We start from the raw sequence: 16,088 nt of genomic DNA, 5'->3' as shown, positions 1-16,088 counted from the left end.
GTGAGGAGTAAGGAGATGCAGCATGTATCAGCCATCATTTTCATTAGAGAACAAAACAGCTGTCGTTACAGGAGCGGGAAGAGGGATCGGTAAAGCACTTGCAATCGGTCTTGCAGAGGCTGGAGCAGAAGTGGTTTTGCTTTCGCGAACAGAAAACGAATTAAAAGAAACGACTGCCTTTATTAAGGATAGGGGCGGGGAAGCCTACTATGTTGTAACGGATGTGACGGATCGTGAAGAAATACGCCGCACAATAGACAAAGTAATAAATAATAGTGGTAAAATCGATATTTTAATTAATAATGCAGGGATGAATATCCGTTCAAAAGCTGAAGATGTGACAGATGCAGAGTGGTCTGTCATTATGGACACTAATTTAAAGTCTGCCTTTATGATGTCCCAGGAAGTTGGAAACGTAATGAGAGCTCAGGGGAACGGGGGAAGTATATTGTCCGTTTCTTCTGTAGCAGGTCAAACGGCTTTGCGCACCGGGGTTGCTTACGGAGCATCTAAAGCCGCTCTTATTCATATGACAAAAATTTTAGCTTTTGAGTGGGGGAAAGATGGGATCCGTGTAAACTCGATAGGCCCATGGTATTTCGAAACCCCCTTGACTGAAAAGCTCTTAGCAGATGAGAAATATTTAAGCGAGATTCTTGCTGTTACGCCTTTAAACAGAGTAGGGCAGCTGAAAGAATTAATTGGTCCCGCGATCTTTTTTGTTTCAGAAGCAGGCAGTTATGTAACAGGACAAACTCTTTTTGTAGATGGCGGCATGACGATTAATGGATTTTAATTTTCGCCAAAGGTATTTAGAGAATAAGTAAAAGCCAATATACCTTTGGTTTTTACTTATTTACTTTTTTTATCGCATAACTTGGGCAGGGGGATCATAGGTTTTTCCGCCCTCATGCCCCTGTAAAGCAAGTAGAATAGTAAATTCTCCTACTGTCTCAACAACAAAAGGAAGCAATATGGCCTTAGTAAAACCAAACAGCGCTTTTTTACCGCTGATGACCGCAGGAGGAGTAATATCCAGTTCTACACCGCTCTTAGAAATGGATGCAGCCAGTGAGCCAGCGATCATATTTCCGAGTTCACCTATGAACGACAGAAGCATATCATCTTCGAGCTCAATCCCGAACATACACAGGCCTAACTTTCTGAAAGCTTCTTTTTCACCATCAATTAATATTTGGCCTCTACTATCACCGGTCATTCCAATCATGACGCCAACATTCTGCTGCTCATAGGGACGATCTAGCATATGTGGTTTTTTGATGGAAACGGGCAGTGGGATAACATTTTTAATAGAATAAATTGTCCCATTCAATGTATTTGTGACTACTTTTGACGTGACCATCATACACCTCCGAATATTATATAGTTCTATTATACCATGACAAATGATTCGTAGTTAAGAGAAAGATAATAAAAATGACAAGGATTAATAGGATTTTTGTCGAAATTTTTGTACAATGAAAGCAGATAGTTAATCAAGAGAAAAGAATGGACGAGGTATTTATGGACGAAAAAGATAAAATTCTTCATCATTTAGCTCATTTCTGGTTACTTTGCAAAAATCATGAAGATGACAAAACAGCCCAGAAGGCAAAACGTCTTGCTCATAAACTGCAAAAAAATGAGTTAATCGTCGGATTCTGCGGGCATTTTTCAGCAGGAAAATCAGCTATGATTAATGCATTAATAGGAGAACAGCTTCTTCCTTCAAGTCCTATTCCTACAAGTGCGAATCTTATTGCCATCCATACTGGGAAATCGGAAAAACTGATCTTAACCATGCTTGATAATAAAAAGATCCAACTAATGCCCCCTTTAGACGAGTCATCCATTATTCAGCTTGGAACAAACGGTGAGGATATTAAAAGGATCGATTTGTACCGCAAGCAAGCATCGCTTCCAGACGGGGTAACGGTTTTAGATACACCTGGGATTGATTCAATTGATGATTTGCATAAACAATCTACTGATTCTGCTATTCATTTGGCTGATCTAATCTTTTATGTGATGGATTACAATCATGTTCAGTCACAAATTAATTTTGACTGGATTCGAAACATGTCTAAATATCGACCGGTTCATGCGATCGTGAACCAAATTGATAAACATAAAGAGGACGAACTATCTTTTAAAGCTTTTAAATTGGCGAATGAAGAGGCATTTATAAAAGGCGGTGCTTCTCCAAAAGTATTTTATTACACTTCATTAAAAGACTTGAGCCACCCTGACAATCAGCTGGAAGAGATTCGTTCAGCGATAAACAACATTATGATAAATAAAGAAGAAACGGTCATTCAAACCGCTCTTTCCTCGCTTAGTCTTTTAAAAGGGGAACACGAGAAGTTTTTGGCCGATCAGCTTGACCACATGGTGGATACATATGATGATTTTTTATCATTGAATGAGCCCGGAAGCCGCGAGAAAATAGTGGAAGCCGAAAAGGAATTTAAACGTCAAAACCAGGTGTACTCGATTGAAGAGTGGGAAACTAAATTTAATGAAAAAAGAGATAAGGTAATTAATTCTGCTTATTTGATGCCTTCAGCTATAAGAGATAAAGCTGGGAACTTTCTAGAAGCGAATGATCGTTCGTTTAAAATAGGCGTTTTCTTTTCATCAAAAAAAACGGCTGAGGAAAAAGTAAGAAGAGAAGAGAGTTTCGTGCAAAGCCTGAATGAAGTCATTATTCAGCAACTTGACTGGCATTTGAAAAATAGCTGTCATTCCTCTTTAAAAGAAGCAGGCATACAAGATCGTGCATTAGAGGATAAGATTGATCAATTGAATTTTAAAATTGATTTGCCGTTTATTCGAAGCCGAATAAAACCCGGCGCAGAGGTCAGCGGTGAATCCCTGATTAATTACTGCAATGATTTAACGAATCATATAAGGCTGTCAGCTAAACAAAAAGTAGAAGTAATTAAAAATGATATTATCCAAACGTCTTCTGACAAAATGGAAGACTATTTAACGAGTTCTCAATCTAAGTCTTTAACGGTTCATAAAAAAGCAAATGCGCTCAGAACGATAATGAATGTAGAAGATCAACTCACAGCGCTTAAATCACTTGAGCAAGGGTCTGATCAGAGCAGGACGATCGCAGAATGGATAAATGATTGGGAAAAAGAACAAAACGATCTGATGAAAGTCTCCAATTTAAAAAAATTTCAAGCTGCTTCAAAAGAAGAAAAAAGCAAGGTCTTTAGTGCGCCTGAAAAAACACACAAAAAAGGTACTATAGATGAAGCTAAGGTTCTTCATAACCTGGAAGTAACAGCACAAGAAATTGCAGAATTGAGAGGATTCAGCAGACAACATCAGCATCTTCTGTCAAGCATTGACAAAATTAAAAATAAAGATTTTACAATTGCTCTTTTTGGTGCGTTTAGTGCCGGGAAATCTTCCTTTGCTAACGCACTGCTTGAGAAAAAAATGCTCCCAGTTTCACCTAATCCAACCACAGCTTCTATTAATCGAATCAGGCCGGCATCAAGTAAGTTTCCAGATGGGACGGTTAAAGTATTCTTTAAAAAAGAGAAAGATCTGCTTGAAGATCTGCAGCAGATTTTTCGTGAATTCAATATGAATCCAGTTTCACTTGAGCAGGCTTATCAGGAAGTTCCAAAAGCTTGTGAAAGCAAACGAGAGAATATGGATGCAGAAAAAAACTTTCTGCAATCATTCTATACGGGCTGGCCGCAGATAAAAGGGTATCTTGGTTCTGAAATTAATGTAGATCAATCGGAATTTGAAGGCTACGCAGCGAAGGAAGAGCAATCCTGCTTTGTCGAAAGGATTGATTATTATCTCGACTCCGCCATTTCAAAGAAAGGCGTAACCATAGTTGATACACCAGGTGCTGATTCTATTAATTCAAGACACACCGATGTTTCTTTTGACTATATACGGAGCGCCGATGCTGTTCTGTTTGTCACCTATTACAACCATGCTTTTGCAAGAGCAGACCGTGAATTTCTGATTCAGCTTGGAAGAGTAAAGGACAGTTTTGAATTAGATAAAATGTTTTTTATTGTCAACGCAATTGATCTGGCAGAAACAGAGGAAGAGAAGGAACAGGTTTTAGGGTATATGAAAGATCAGCTGATAAATTTTGGCATACGAAATCCTCGTGTCTTCGGTGTATCGAGTCAAGCTGCGCTCAGCAGCAACTCTTCAGAGGCTGAAAGGTCAGGAATTGATTCCTTTAACCGCTCGTTTCATTCATTTCTGCGGGAGGATTTGTCTGGAATGGTTCTGGAAACCGCTCAATCAGACACTGAAAAAACGATACATCAACTGGGAAAACTGATTGACAATGCTGAGCAAAATTCTGTTTATAAAGAGAGGAAAATAAAGCAGCTCACCGAAGCAAAAGAAATCATACATGGGCAATTTGACGATCCTGAATTTCATGGGATAAATCTCCGGGTTAAACAGGAACTTGATGAATTATTTATCTACATGGAGCAACGAGTGTTTTTCCGTTTTAGTGATTTTTTCAAGGAATCGTTTCATCCTTCTCTTTTTACAGATCAATCTCCTGCAAAAGCGTTGAACAAAGCGATGAGTTCGCTCCTGAATTTGTTGGGTTATGATTTCTCGCAGGAATTAAAGGTAGTAAATCACCGGATTGCTCAGTATATGAGGAAACAACTAAATGATGAGTTGGATTTAGAATGGACCTCTATTGAAAAAATAATGAATGACGGAATCAAACCCTCTATCACTATAAATGAATTGGACCTGCTGTCATTTCCGCCTCTATTTACCGATTTTGAACCAGCTTCGTTTAAAAAAGAACAAGCTGTGTTTAAAAACACCAGACTTTTCTTTGAAAAAAATCAAAAGCAGCAGATGAAGGAAGTATTAGAGGAACGGTTAAAAAAAGAGGGAAAGAGAGTTCTTTCCACTCATAAGACACGGTTGCAGAACTGGATAGACCTTCATCTTTCCGCTTCCGGAAAAGAACTGTATACTAGATGGAGAGAAGATCTTTTCGAGCAAATAGAAGGTCGCTTGAGCGGGTATCAGTCTCAAGAAGTAATCGTCGACTGGAAAAAATCATTTGATGCTATACAAAATAAGCGTGTAGACGCATGAACAAGAATTTTCACGCTTGTGCTACCTGTGTTCATTTTGAAGTATTAAAGCTGGAAAAGGGAATGAGCTACCGTTGCAGCCGTCTTGGTTTTCAAACCAGACCTGAGTACAAATTTAACTGTTGGGAACCAAAGGCACATATTAAAAAATTAATGGATAAACAAGGGGGAAAGTAATATGGGTTATACTGTGACACCAGCCTGGCTGATGGAAAACTTAAAAAATGTAGTGATCGCCGATTGCCGGTTTTCTCTAAATGAACCGTCTGCTGGCAGTGAACAATACAAAAAAGGACATATTCCAGGTGCAGTCTACTTCCACCTGAATAAGGATTTATCAGGCGCTCCGCAAAAGCACGGGGGAAGACATCCGCTTCCTTTAATAGAAGATTTTAAGCGAACGATTGAACACGCGGGCATTTCAAATGAGTCCACTGTCATTGTTTATGATGGAGGAGAAGGGGCATTTGCCTCTCGCTTGTGGTGGCTTTTACGCTATCACGGTCTGGAAAATGTCTTTATTTTAAATGGCGGCTTTAAGGAATGGGAAGCTCAGGAGCTGCCGTTATCAACCGAGGAACCAACTCCTTCAACCGGATCTTTTTCTGTTCATGTTAATGAGAACTGGCGAGCTGAGGTGGGGGAAATAGAACAAATTGTAACGGGGAAAACAACTTCTATTTTAATAGACTCACGTTCTTATGACCGCTATATTGGTCAAAATGAACCTATTGACAGAGTGGCAGGTCATATTCCTGGTGCAATCCACCGGGATTGGATGGACGGGCTGCACGAAGGATTCTTTCTCAAAGACTCTGAGCAGGCAAATCGCTTTTCAGATTGGGAAAAAGACCGGCCGATTGTTGTCTATTGCGGCAGCGGAGTTACAGCTATTCCCAATTTCATTGCGCTTAAACAGGCGGGCTTCGAAAATGTGAAACTCTACCCCGGGAGCTACAGTGACTGGGTTTCATATGACGAGCACGAAATTGAAATTGGAGATTCAACTCATTTTAAAAAGTAAGCACGTGAAAGGAGCAACGCATGCACCAAAAACATATTCTTTTAATTGACGGAATGGCTCTGCTTTTTCGTTCTTTCTTCGCAACAGCGATATCAAATCAATTCATGATTAACCGGCATGGCAATCCGACAAATGCAATTCAAGGATTTTTAAGACATTCTTTAACAGCGATTGAGCAAGTTCAACCGACTCATGTTACCGTCTGCTGGGACATGGGTCAGCAGACTTTCAGAAATGAGGTCTATGAGCAATACAAAGCGAATCGTCAGGCTGCCCCAGTCGAACTCATTCCTCAATTCGATCTGGTTAAGGAAATTTCCGCTCACTTTTCATTTGCTAATATAGGAGTCAGCGGGTATGAAGCGGATGACTGCATCGGCACAATTGCTCAGATGGCAGATGAAGAAACAAAAGTAAGTATAGTAAGCGGGGATAAAGATCTTTTGCAATTGATTAATGATCATGTAGAGATTTGGCTTGTCAAGAAAGGGTATGGTGAGTACAGCCGGTTTACCCATTCACGGTTTTTGGATGAATATGGCATCACACCGTCTCAATTTATTGATGTTAAAGGATTAATGGGAGACACCAGTGACGGATATCCTGGTGTTAGAGGAATCGGTGAAAAAACAGCATTTAAGTTAATTCGTGATCACCATTCCATAGATGGGATTATTGAAAATCTGCATTTGCTGACACCATCTCAGCAAAAAAAAATCGAGGCAGATCTTGAAATGCTTCATCTTTCAAGAAAACTCGCTGCAATTCACTGCGAGGTTCCTCTTCCGGAAAACATTTATAATGAATGGTCAGGGGTTCCTGCTGCCGTCAATGAAATAATTGATCATCATGAGTTAAAAACAGTTCGGCGTTTTTTGGGCAGCTATAGCAGCTTTATGGGGAGTCAAACATGAATTCACTGGAAAATTTTTTGGCTGACTTGCATACGAAAGGATTTAAGCTGGATGATGAAGCAATAAAGTTTATTTACTTTGGAAAAAAGTACACTGATGCATCTGATTCAAAGGTTCAGACTGCGATCGAATTAACGTTGAAATTACAGCACCGATTTGATTCAGGATTTTATATGTCTGTTCTCGAGGAAATTACCCAATCCGGTCTTACTTCACGAAAGAAAATAGAAAACCATTTCAGGGAAAAAGGTATCTCAATCTAAAGAACGAGGCTGTGACAGAACTGTGAAAGATGTTTAATTTGAGTTCTTTCTTTTTAGTAAATTTAAGGTGAACGGAGCGGAAGGTGGCGACTCCTGCAGGATATGACGGCTGCTTGAGACTCCGCAGGGCAATGCCTGGAGGCGGCTCAGCGCCTTCCCTGCGGAAAGCGTCCGCCTGAAGTGCAGAGAACCGGTTTGAAGAGGTTGAGACATGGTCCCAACCTCTTTTTATTTATTTTGATGGATGGCTTTTCTGGCAAGCTCATCCGCGACTTTATTCTCTTTGCTGGGAATCCATTTTATAAAAAATAATGGGTACTGATCAGTCAGGTCCGTGATTTTCTTCAAATAATGAGCATATTGTTTATTGCGTATAAATTGTTTTTCAACCGCACCGATAACAGCCTGAGAATCGGATTTACAGGAAATGATATTATTTTTGAATGGAAGGCATAATGTTAAACCATGTATTAATGCTTCAAATTCTGCTTCATTGTTTGTTAACTCGCCAAGAGGGATCGAGTGCTTTTGTGACTGCTGCCCGTTCTTAATAAAAATTCCTGCGCCACTTCTTCCCGGGCTGCCGGCGCTTGCCCCGTCAATAAATAGCTCAATCACATAAAACACCCCTTTATTTACTAATTATAGCGATACTTGCATAGGGGAACAATATCAGAGTAAAATGAAGGAATAGTCAGTGTGAGGAAAGGAGACTACTATGGAAATCAGGCTTCATTTTGATTACAAGCATCCGACGCTTCCTTCTGTAGCTTTTTCATCTGATTGGATGCATGAAGATGTCTCATTGAAAATGATTCAAGACCTAGAAAAAACAGGAAGAATGAAAGAACTTAAGATCGAAGATGATATGGGTCAGACATGGACCCTGAAAGAATATAAAAAGCTTTTATCCAAAGAAGAAGATCAAATAAAAGATGTTCAGCTTTACTTCGATGGTAGCTTTAATCCTGTCAGTCAGATGGCTGGAGCAGGAATTGTCCTGACTTATACTGAGGGAAATAAACGGTACAGAATACGTGAAAATCTTTTGCTGACACATTTGAATACCAATAATGAAGCAGAATATGCTGCTTTATACAGAGGTCTTCAACTGTGCGGAGAGCTTGGAGTCACCCATCAGAAAATCAGGCCATATGGAGATTCTCTCGTCGTTATTAATCAGCTCAACGGAGAATGGCCGTGCTATGAAAAAGAATTAAATAACTGGATAGATAAAATTGAGGGTATAACAAAGAGGATGTCGATACAGCTTGAATTAACCGCCATAAGAAGAAATGATAATAAAGAGGCGGACAAACTTGCGTCTCAGGCATTAGAAGGATCTGTGATAAAAAGCAAAAGCGAGATATAATCTTTCGAAAGGAGCTGGTCTGGTTGAAACGAAAAAAAGTAATTGATGAAGTAGATGAGTTGTTTATGACCTACTGCAAGGATTGTTTAGTTAAAAAACAGCTCCGAATAGAAAGAGGGAAAACAAAGGCTCACCGATTTTGCATACAGGAATGTACGATTGGTGAAAAAATATCCCGGTATGGCAAGCATTTAACTTAAATCCCTTTTCACACCTAAATAGATGAATCGGTTTTTGTCCAAAACAACAGCCTGAATTTTTCTGCTTGATCACTAAATGAAAAAAAGGCTGACGTTTTTACGTCAGCTTTATAAATTATATAATGTTATTATAGCTTAACCACATTAGCTGCTTGAGGACCTCGGTTGCCTTCTACTATGTCGAATGATACTTCCTGACCTTCTTCTAGTGACTTGTAGCCGTCCCCTTGGACAGCTGTAAAGTGCACAAAAACATCTTCTCCGCCATCAACTTCAAGAAAACCATACCCTTTTTCGTTGTTGAACCACTTTACTTTGCCATTCTGCATGCAACATCCTCCTAATACTAAAAAGCACAGCACCGTGCCCAAGCCCTTTTTTTTATCATGATCCTATGAGCCGAAATCACCCATTAGTACACGATACGTATACTATACATCAAAAGGAAAAGTTGCGTCAAGAAAAGATTGAATTTTCAATTAATTAAATGTGATTGACATAGATCTCTTTATAACTTAAAGTTGCGTCAAGGAAACATTTATAATGAAGGTGAATACTTTGGTGTATGCACAATATAATCATTAAGATTAATGTTATAGGAGGAATTAAAAAGTGAAAAAAATAAGTGTTGTACTGGGAGCAATGCTTCTTGGCGGGTTCGTTTCGGCGTGTGGTGAGGAAGAACAGCAAACTGGTGATGGCCCCATTAAAGTAGTGGCTACGACATCACAAATAGGCGATTCTGTATCTCAAATCGGGGGAGATCTGGTGGAAGTCACTTCTTTAATGGGACCAGGTGTGGACCCGCACTCTTATCAAGCTACTCAAAATGACATCAATGCTCTGCAGAATGCTGATATTGTTTTTTACAATGGGCTTCATTTAGAAGGAAAGATGGATGAAATTTTTGAACAAATTTCCGCTTCTAAGCCGGTTCTTGCTCTTGGTGAAAGCCTGGATGAAGAACATCTGCTGGCAGATTCAGAAAATTCCAATGTAGTAGATCCACATATTTGGTTTGATGTTCATCTATGGAAAGAAGCATTAGAGAATGCAACACATGAGCTTGCTGAACTGCTTCCTGCAGAAGTGGAAACGTTGGAAAACCAGCAAGAAGAATATTTCGCAGATTTAGATCGTCTGATCACAGAATCCGAGGATCTAATGGAAAAAATCGGAGAAGAAAAAAGGGTGCTTATTACCGCACATGATGCTTTCGGGTATTTTGGCCGAATGCATGATCTTGAAGTTATAGGGCTGCAGGGGCTGAGTACTGAAGATGAAATTGGTCTTAATGAAATCCAGCAAACCGTTACTTTATTGGTCGACCGCAAAATTCCTTCTGTATTTGTTGAAAGCAGCATTAGCGACCGTTCTATTCAAGCTGTTATTCAAGGAGCAGAACAGTCAGGACATGAGGTTGAAATGGGCGGGGAACTGTATTCAGATGCAATGGGTGAAGAAGGTACAGAAGAAGGAACGTATATAGGTATGTATCTCCACAATGTGAAAACAATTTCTGAAGCACTAAACGAGGATGGTGAATAAAGTGACTGCTCTTACTGTTAAAAATTTGTCATCTGCTTATCAAAAGAAAATAGTGCTTGATTCCCTCACTTTTTCAATTGAAGAAGGAACACTCACGGGCGTAGTAGGGCCTAATGGTGCTGGGAAATCTACAATGATTAAAGCCATTTTGGGACTTCAGCCCAAAATGACTGGATCGATTGAATTTTTCAACGGAAAATTAAAAAAGTTAACGAACCATCTTGGCTACGTTCCACAGCGCGGAGCAGTAGACTGGGACTTTCCAACAAATGTTCTAGATGTCGTCACAATGGGTTTATACGGTCAAATAGGGTGGTTTCAATACCCTGGAAAAAAACATCGTCAGCTTGCATTTGAGGCACTTGAAAAAGTGAATATGGCTGAATATGCAAACCGTCAAATTAGTCAATTATCCGGCGGTCAGCAGCAGAGGGTCTTTTTAGCAAGAGCGCTCGTGCAAGATGCAGATTTGTATTTTATGGATGAACCATTTGCCGGTGTAGATGCCAAAACCGAAAAAACCATCATTGCTGTATTAAAAGAACTGAAAAGCAAAGGAAAAACAGTGCTTGTGGTCCACCATGACCTGCAGACAGTCCCGGCGTATTTTGATCATGTTCTTCTCTTAAACAAGCAGCTGATTGCCTATGGCCCGACAAATGAAACCTTTACAAAATCATTTTTGAAAAAAACGTATGGAGGAGAAATCCATTGGATGGGAAGTGATCAATTTGTTGAGTCTCTTTGAAAGCAGCAATTTCCAATGGGTGTTTATTTCTACGGTATTATTAGGGATGGCGGCTGGGATGGTTGGGGTTATGTCCAATCTCCGGCAGCAGGGGCTGATGAGTGATGCAATTTCGCATGCAGCCCTTCCCGGTGTGATCCTGGCATTTTTGCTTACAGGTGAAAAACAACTTGCTGTTTTAATTATAGGTGCAGGCATAAGCGGACTTATAGCGGCCTTTTTTATCTATGGAATTGAACAAAGTACACGGATAAAAAGAGATGCGGCGATGGGGATTATTCTGTCTGTATTTTTCGGAGGAGGCATTATGCTGCTGTCTATTGCCAACCGAACGGGCGGAGGCAGTCAAAGCGGACTTGACAGCTTTATTTTCGGGCAGGCTGCTTCAATGGTGAGGTCGGATACGTATGTGATGGGGGGGCTTGCTCTTTTAGTAATGGTATTGGTGTTTTTATTTTATAAACAATGGAAAGTCGTGCTCTTTGACCCCCAGCATGCAAACATGATGGGAATTCATGCACATCTGTTTTCAAGCCTATACACTTTTTTGCTTGTTCTTGTAATCGTCATCGGAATTCAGGCAGTCGGGGTCATTTTAATGGCTGCTTTATTAATTATACCGGCTTTAAGTGCAAGATACTGGACCCATTCACTCTTTTTTTTATTTTTGCTCTCTGGTTTTTTCGGGGGTTTTGCAGGAGGAGTTGGAACGTTGATCAGCTCATCAGAAAGCAATCTTCCTACAGGACCATTTATAGTCGTAACTTCTTCATCCCTATTTCTTATTTCAATGATTTTTGGCGTAAAAAAAGGCCTGATTCCCATTAAACGCCTATCTCGCGGAACCACTGTGCTTTCTGAACGTACAAGTGGAGGTGAAGGAAAATGAGTTATACAGCATGGATTCTCATAACAGGCTCGCTAGTAGGAATAAGCTGCGGGCTTGTCGGTGTGTTACTTATATTAAGAAAAATGGCCATGATGGCAGATGCAATCAGCCACACGGTTTTATTAGGGATCGTATCAGCTTATTTAATTTCCTCTTCACTTGATGGAGGGAGCATGCTGATTGGAGCAATGCTTGCAGGATTATTAACAGCATGGCTGGTTCAATGGTTTGAGTCCACTGGTATACACAGTGATGCAGCCATTGGCGTTGTTTTTACGACTCTTTTTGCGATCGGTGTCATATTAATTTCAACATCTGTTGGAAATGTTCATTTAGATGTGAATCATGCTTTAATGGGTGAAATTTCATTTATTCCATGGAATACAGTGGATGTACCTATAGCAGGTTCTATCCCGCAAGCTACCTTATTGTTAATGATAATTACTCTATTGGTCATCGTTGTTATCGCATTATTTTATAAAGAGTGGAAAGTTACAACATTCGATCCTGCACTCGCAGCAAGTCTTGGGATCCCTGTGCTGCTTATGCATTATGTATTCATGACCCTTGTATCTGTTACAACCGTAGCAGCTTTTGACGCTGTTGGAGCAATCATGGTAGTCGCCATGCTGATTACACCTGCAGCAGCTGCAAATTTGTGGACGGATAAGCTTATAACGATGTTTATTCTAAGTGCAGCTTTCGGCGCTTTTGCGAGCTGTGTCGGATATGGATTGGCAATCTGGCTTGATACCTCGATTTCAGGATCGATGGCATTTGCAACAGGCATCCTATTTGCAATCAGTTATTTATTTGGTCCAAAGCATGGTCAACTTTCTAAATGGTTCTACAAACCTGGCGAAATTTAAAGGAACGAGTTGTGTCCACCTTCACCTTATAGTAAACTTTTTATTGATCACGTCTTTTTTTGCAGGAGATGAATGAGGAGGAACCCCACATGCCAACGCCAAGCATGGAGGATTATATTGAACAAATTTATTTATTAATTGATAACAAGGGATACGCCCGTGTTTCAGATATAGCTGATGCTTTGTCTGTTCATCCTTCCTCAGTCACGAAGATGGTACAAAAACTGGACAAAGATGAATATTTGGTTTACGAAAAGTACAGAGGGCTGGTATTAACGAAAAAAGGAACGAAAATCGGCAAACGTCTTGTCTACAGACATGAGCTTCTTGAACAGTTTTTACAAATCATCGGAGTAAAAGATGAAAACATCTACACTGATGTGGAAGGCATTGAGCATCATTTAAGCTGGAACTCAATAGACCGGATTGGTGATTTGGTTCAAATGTTCGAAAATCGCCCTGAGCTGATCAAGGAATTAAGAAGTCTTCAGGAAAAAGAAGAACTTTAATTGAGCCTCCCGAAACCGGGGGGTTTTTTAACTATTTGCAGGATGAAAGGAGCAAGTGATATGACAGACCGCTGGAGAGAACAGTCGCGGGCTCAATGGGACGAAAAAGCGAAAGATTGGCATAAGAAATCTTTTGCAATGTGGCATCATGGCAGCAGAAAGCCGATTGTGCCTGCAGTAAGAACCTACCTGCCTTCAGGTTCATCCTTATTGGATGTGGGCTGTGGGGACGGTACAGGTTCTAATGCGATGGGAGCACAGGGATATAAAGTTACCGGACTCGATCTTTCTAAAGAGATGATCCAGTATGCGAAGCATCAATCTACTTCGCACGTTCAATTTTATGAAGGAACGATTGAAGATTTTGCCTTAAATCATCAGTCGTCTTATGACAGTGTCATGTGCATAAATTCATTAGAGTGGATGGAAAACCCATTTAAAGCCTTAAAAACCATTGATTCTCTCGTTACTGATAATGGTAAAATATTTTGTGCTATCCTTGGTCCGACTGCAGGACCTCGCTCAAACAGTTTTGATCGGCTCGTTGACGGCAATTTTATTTGCAATACGATGATGCCATGGGAATTTCAGGGCCTTGCTGATGAATTAAACTGGCATTATCTAGATGAAGTACATGTTTATAAAGATGAAGCGGTAAAGATAAATAAAGATGGTTTGTCAAATAAGTTGAAGCAGAGTTTGACCTTTTATACGCTGTTTGTTTACGAAAAAAAGAAACAGGAAATGTAAGAAGCGGATACATCTGTTTTTAAAAAGCATATTTTAACAAAGCAGCAGCAAAATAATGTTAAATGGAATTAGTTTCAATCATTGGCATTTCTTTTCGTGATATGATGTTGAAAGTACATATTTAATGGAGGGTAACCATGACAATGAATAAAACAGTACCGTCGGATATTGAAATTGCTCAGCGTGCAGCTATGCAGCCTATTGCAGATATCGGAAACCGAATTGGTTTACATGAAGATGATCTTGAACTATACGGAAAATATAAAGCCAAAATTGGTTTTAACGCGATAAACCGTATTAAAACATCTCAGGAAGGGAAGTTAATTCTTGTCACGTCAATCAACCCCACTCCAGCTGGAGAAGGAAAGTCTACAGTAACGGTTGGCCTTGGAGATGCATTAAAGAAACTTGGCAAAAAAACCATGATCGCCATGCGCGAGCCTTCTTTAGGTCCTGTAATGGGAGTAAAAGGAGGGGCAACAGGTGGTGGATATGCACAGGTTCTTCCTATGGAAGATATAAATTTGCATTTCACAGGGGATATCCATGCGATAACTTCTGCCAATAATGCCCTTGCTGCCCTAATTGATAACCATATACATCAGGGCAACGAACTGAATATTGACCCGAGAAGAATAATATGGAAGCGTGTGATGGATATAAATGACCGAGCGCTTAGAAATATTGTGATCGGTCTTGGAGGTCCTGTACAAGGGGTGCCAAGAGAGGACGGATTTGATATAACCGTTGCTTCAGAAATTATGGCGGTACTTTGCTTAGCAGCAGATCTTGACGATTTAAAAAGAAGACTATCTTTAATTGTCGTGGGTTACAACTATGACAAAGAACCTGTCACTGTTGGGGAGCTTCGAGTTGAAGGGGCATTAACTCTGCTGTTAAAGGATGCTTTAAAGCCAAACCTTGTTCAGACAATAGAGCATACACCTGCTTTAGTACATGGGGGGCCATTCGCTAATATTGCGCATGGATGCAACTCTGTTATGGCAACTAAAACCGCACTTAAACTTGCTGACTATGTTGTGACGGAGGCAGGTTTTGGGGCGGATTTGGGGGCAGAAAAATTTCTGAATATAAAAGGCAGAGCGATTGAAAAAAACCCTGATGCAGTGGTGATTGTGGCAACCATACGTGCGCTGAAAATGCACGGAGGACAAGAAAAAAAGAATCTGACTGTGGAAAATACGCAGGCACTTGAAGAAGGTTTAGGTAACTTAAAAAAGCATATAGAAACGATTCAATCATTTAACCTGCCGTTTGTTGTAGCGATCAATCGCTTCCACACAGACACTGCAGATGAAATTGAGCTTCTATCAAACTGGTGTAATATGCATCAAATTCCTTATGGACTTACAGAGGTTTGGGGGAAAGGCAGTGATGGCGGTAAGGACCTTGCTTTGGAGGTTTTAAAAGCAATAGAGTCCATTCATTCTTTTACTCCTTTATATTCGCTGACTGACTCGCTTAAAGAAAAAATGAACAAAATTGCTGTAAATGTATACGGAGCAAAAGAAGTAGCTTTTACTTCAAAGGCCGAAAAACAAATACAGCAATTTGAGAAGTTTGGCTGGGGGTCACTTCCGGTTTGTATGGCAAAGACACAATATTCTCTTTCAGACGATGCGTCATTACTCGGAAGACCTGAAGATTTCACCATCCAAATTCGGGAGCTCATTCCAAAGCTTGGCGCAGGATTTATTGTGGCATTAACTGGCAGTGTTATGACGATGCCTGGGCTTCCAAAAGAACCTGCAGCACTTAATATGGATGTTAGTAAAGATGGCAAAGCAGAAGGTCTCTTTTAAAACACTTCAAAATGTGAGTGCATTTACTTATATGGTAAAATGGAACAAATAATCAAAAG

General features: G+C 40.1%; 17 protein-coding genes. 14 read left to right on the top strand and 3 right to left on the bottom strand.

The genetic code is table 11. From position 1 onward, the window contains the following. The first annotated feature begins 22 nt into the window (after positions 1-22). Complete coding sequence (locus tag KR50_RS10370; protein ID WP_041057947.1) at positions 23-796, top strand: SDR family NAD(P)-dependent oxidoreductase; 774 nt, start codon at positions 23-25, stop codon at positions 794-796. A gap of 69 nt (positions 797-865) precedes the next feature. Here the strand turns inward: KR50_RS10370 and KR50_RS10365 are convergent, their stop codons facing one another. Next, the gene (locus KR50_RS10365; protein ID WP_232304263.1) at positions 866-1,363 is read right to left on the bottom strand and encodes a chemotaxis protein CheX; all 498 of its coding nucleotides are present in this window, start codon (positions 1,361-1,363) and stop codon (positions 866-868) included. Positions 1,364-1,509: 146 nt separating this feature from the next. Here KR50_RS10365 and KR50_RS10360 point away from each other — a divergent pair, with 146 nt between their 5' ends. From KR50_RS10360 to KR50_RS10340, 4 genes are all read left to right on the top strand, one after another. Beyond that, positions 1,510-5,121, top strand: a complete 3,612-nt coding sequence (locus KR50_RS10360; protein WP_041057945.1) for a dynamin family protein — start codon at positions 1,510-1,512, stop codon at positions 5,119-5,121. 177 nt (positions 5,122-5,298) lie between these two features. Continuing rightward, a complete protein-coding gene (locus tag KR50_RS10350; protein WP_041057941.1) occupies positions 5,299-6,144 on the top strand; it encodes a sulfurtransferase in 846 nt (281 codons plus the stop codon). Between the two features lie 20 nt (positions 6,145-6,164). Next, positions 6,165-7,058 carry a 5'-3' exonuclease gene (locus tag KR50_RS10345; RefSeq protein ID WP_041057940.1) on the top strand — a complete coding sequence of 298 codons (894 nt, stop codon included), beginning with the start codon at positions 6,165-6,167 and terminating at the stop codon, positions 7,056-7,058. Beyond that, positions 7,055-7,321, top strand: a complete 267-nt coding sequence (locus KR50_RS10340) for a DUF6123 family protein (protein ID WP_041057938.1) — start codon at positions 7,055-7,057, stop codon at positions 7,319-7,321. Before KR50_RS10345 ends, KR50_RS10340 begins: the two co-directional genes overlap by 4 nt. Before the next feature lie 228 nt (positions 7,322-7,549). Here the strand turns inward: KR50_RS10340 and KR50_RS10335 are convergent, their stop codons facing one another. Continuing rightward, positions 7,550-7,939, bottom strand: a complete 390-nt coding sequence (locus tag KR50_RS10335; RefSeq protein WP_041057937.1) for a reverse transcriptase-like protein — start codon at positions 7,937-7,939, stop codon at positions 7,550-7,552. Between the two features lie 100 nt (positions 7,940-8,039). On the opposite strand from KR50_RS10335, the gene KR50_RS10330 reads away from it, so the two are divergent. After that, entirely contained in the window at positions 8,040-8,693 is a 654-nt protein-coding gene (locus KR50_RS10330) for a reverse transcriptase-like protein (RefSeq protein WP_041057935.1), read from the top strand. 23 nt (positions 8,694-8,716) lie between these two features. Then, positions 8,717-8,893, top strand: a complete 177-nt coding sequence (locus tag KR50_RS18260; protein WP_084215551.1) for a zinc-finger domain-containing protein — start codon at positions 8,717-8,719, stop codon at positions 8,891-8,893. Positions 8,894-9,021: 128 nt separating this feature from the next. Here the strand turns inward: KR50_RS18260 and cspD are convergent, their stop codons facing one another. Beyond that, entirely contained in the window at positions 9,022-9,222 is a 201-nt protein-coding gene (gene cspD / locus KR50_RS10325; protein WP_041057934.1) for a cold-shock protein CspD, read from the bottom strand. 283 nt (positions 9,223-9,505) lie between these two features. Here cspD and KR50_RS10320 point away from each other — a divergent pair, with 283 nt between their 5' ends. The 7 genes from KR50_RS10320 to KR50_RS10290 all read left to right on the top strand — a co-directional run bounded on the left by KR50_RS10320 (position 9,506) and on the right by KR50_RS10290 (position 16,029). After that, entirely contained in the window at positions 9,506-10,441 is a 936-nt protein-coding gene (locus KR50_RS10320; protein ID WP_041057932.1) for a metal ABC transporter solute-binding protein, Zn/Mn family, read from the top strand. A gap of 1 nt (position 10,442) precedes the next feature. Further along, complete coding sequence (locus KR50_RS10315) at positions 10,443-11,189, top strand: metal ABC transporter ATP-binding protein (RefSeq protein WP_156969501.1); 747 nt, start codon at positions 10,443-10,445, stop codon at positions 11,187-11,189. Beyond that, on the top strand, positions 11,176-12,078 hold the full coding sequence (locus KR50_RS10310; protein WP_041058266.1) for a metal ABC transporter permease: 903 nt from the start codon (positions 11,176-11,178) through the stop codon (positions 12,076-12,078). The genes KR50_RS10315 and KR50_RS10310 overlap by 14 nt, the downstream gene beginning before the upstream one ends. After that, complete coding sequence (locus tag KR50_RS10305) at positions 12,075-12,947, top strand: metal ABC transporter permease (RefSeq protein ID WP_041057928.1); 873 nt, start codon at positions 12,075-12,077, stop codon at positions 12,945-12,947. The genes KR50_RS10310 and KR50_RS10305 overlap by 4 nt, the downstream gene beginning before the upstream one ends. An 89-nt stretch (positions 12,948-13,036) precedes the next feature. After that, on the top strand, positions 13,037-13,456 hold the full coding sequence (mntR, locus tag KR50_RS10300; RefSeq protein WP_041057927.1) for a transcriptional regulator MntR: 420 nt from the start codon (positions 13,037-13,039) through the stop codon (positions 13,454-13,456). Positions 13,457-13,516: 60 nt separating this feature from the next. Then, positions 13,517-14,206, top strand: a complete 690-nt coding sequence (locus KR50_RS10295) for a class I SAM-dependent methyltransferase (RefSeq protein WP_041057926.1) — start codon at positions 13,517-13,519, stop codon at positions 14,204-14,206. 137 nt (positions 14,207-14,343) lie between these two features. Next, complete coding sequence (locus tag KR50_RS10290) at positions 14,344-16,029, top strand: formate--tetrahydrofolate ligase (protein WP_041057924.1); 1,686 nt, start codon at positions 14,344-14,346, stop codon at positions 16,027-16,029. The last annotated feature ends 59 nt before the right edge of the window (positions 16,030-16,088 follow it).

Origin of the sequence: Jeotgalibacillus campisalis (assembly GCF_000829515.1) — a bacterium.
GTDB classification, from domain to species: Bacteria; Bacillota; Bacilli; order Bacillales; family Jeotgalibacillaceae; genus Jeotgalibacillus; species Jeotgalibacillus campisalis.
Note: the sequence above shows the minus strand (reverse complement) of the source record. Positions and strands in the feature narration are given on the sequence as shown.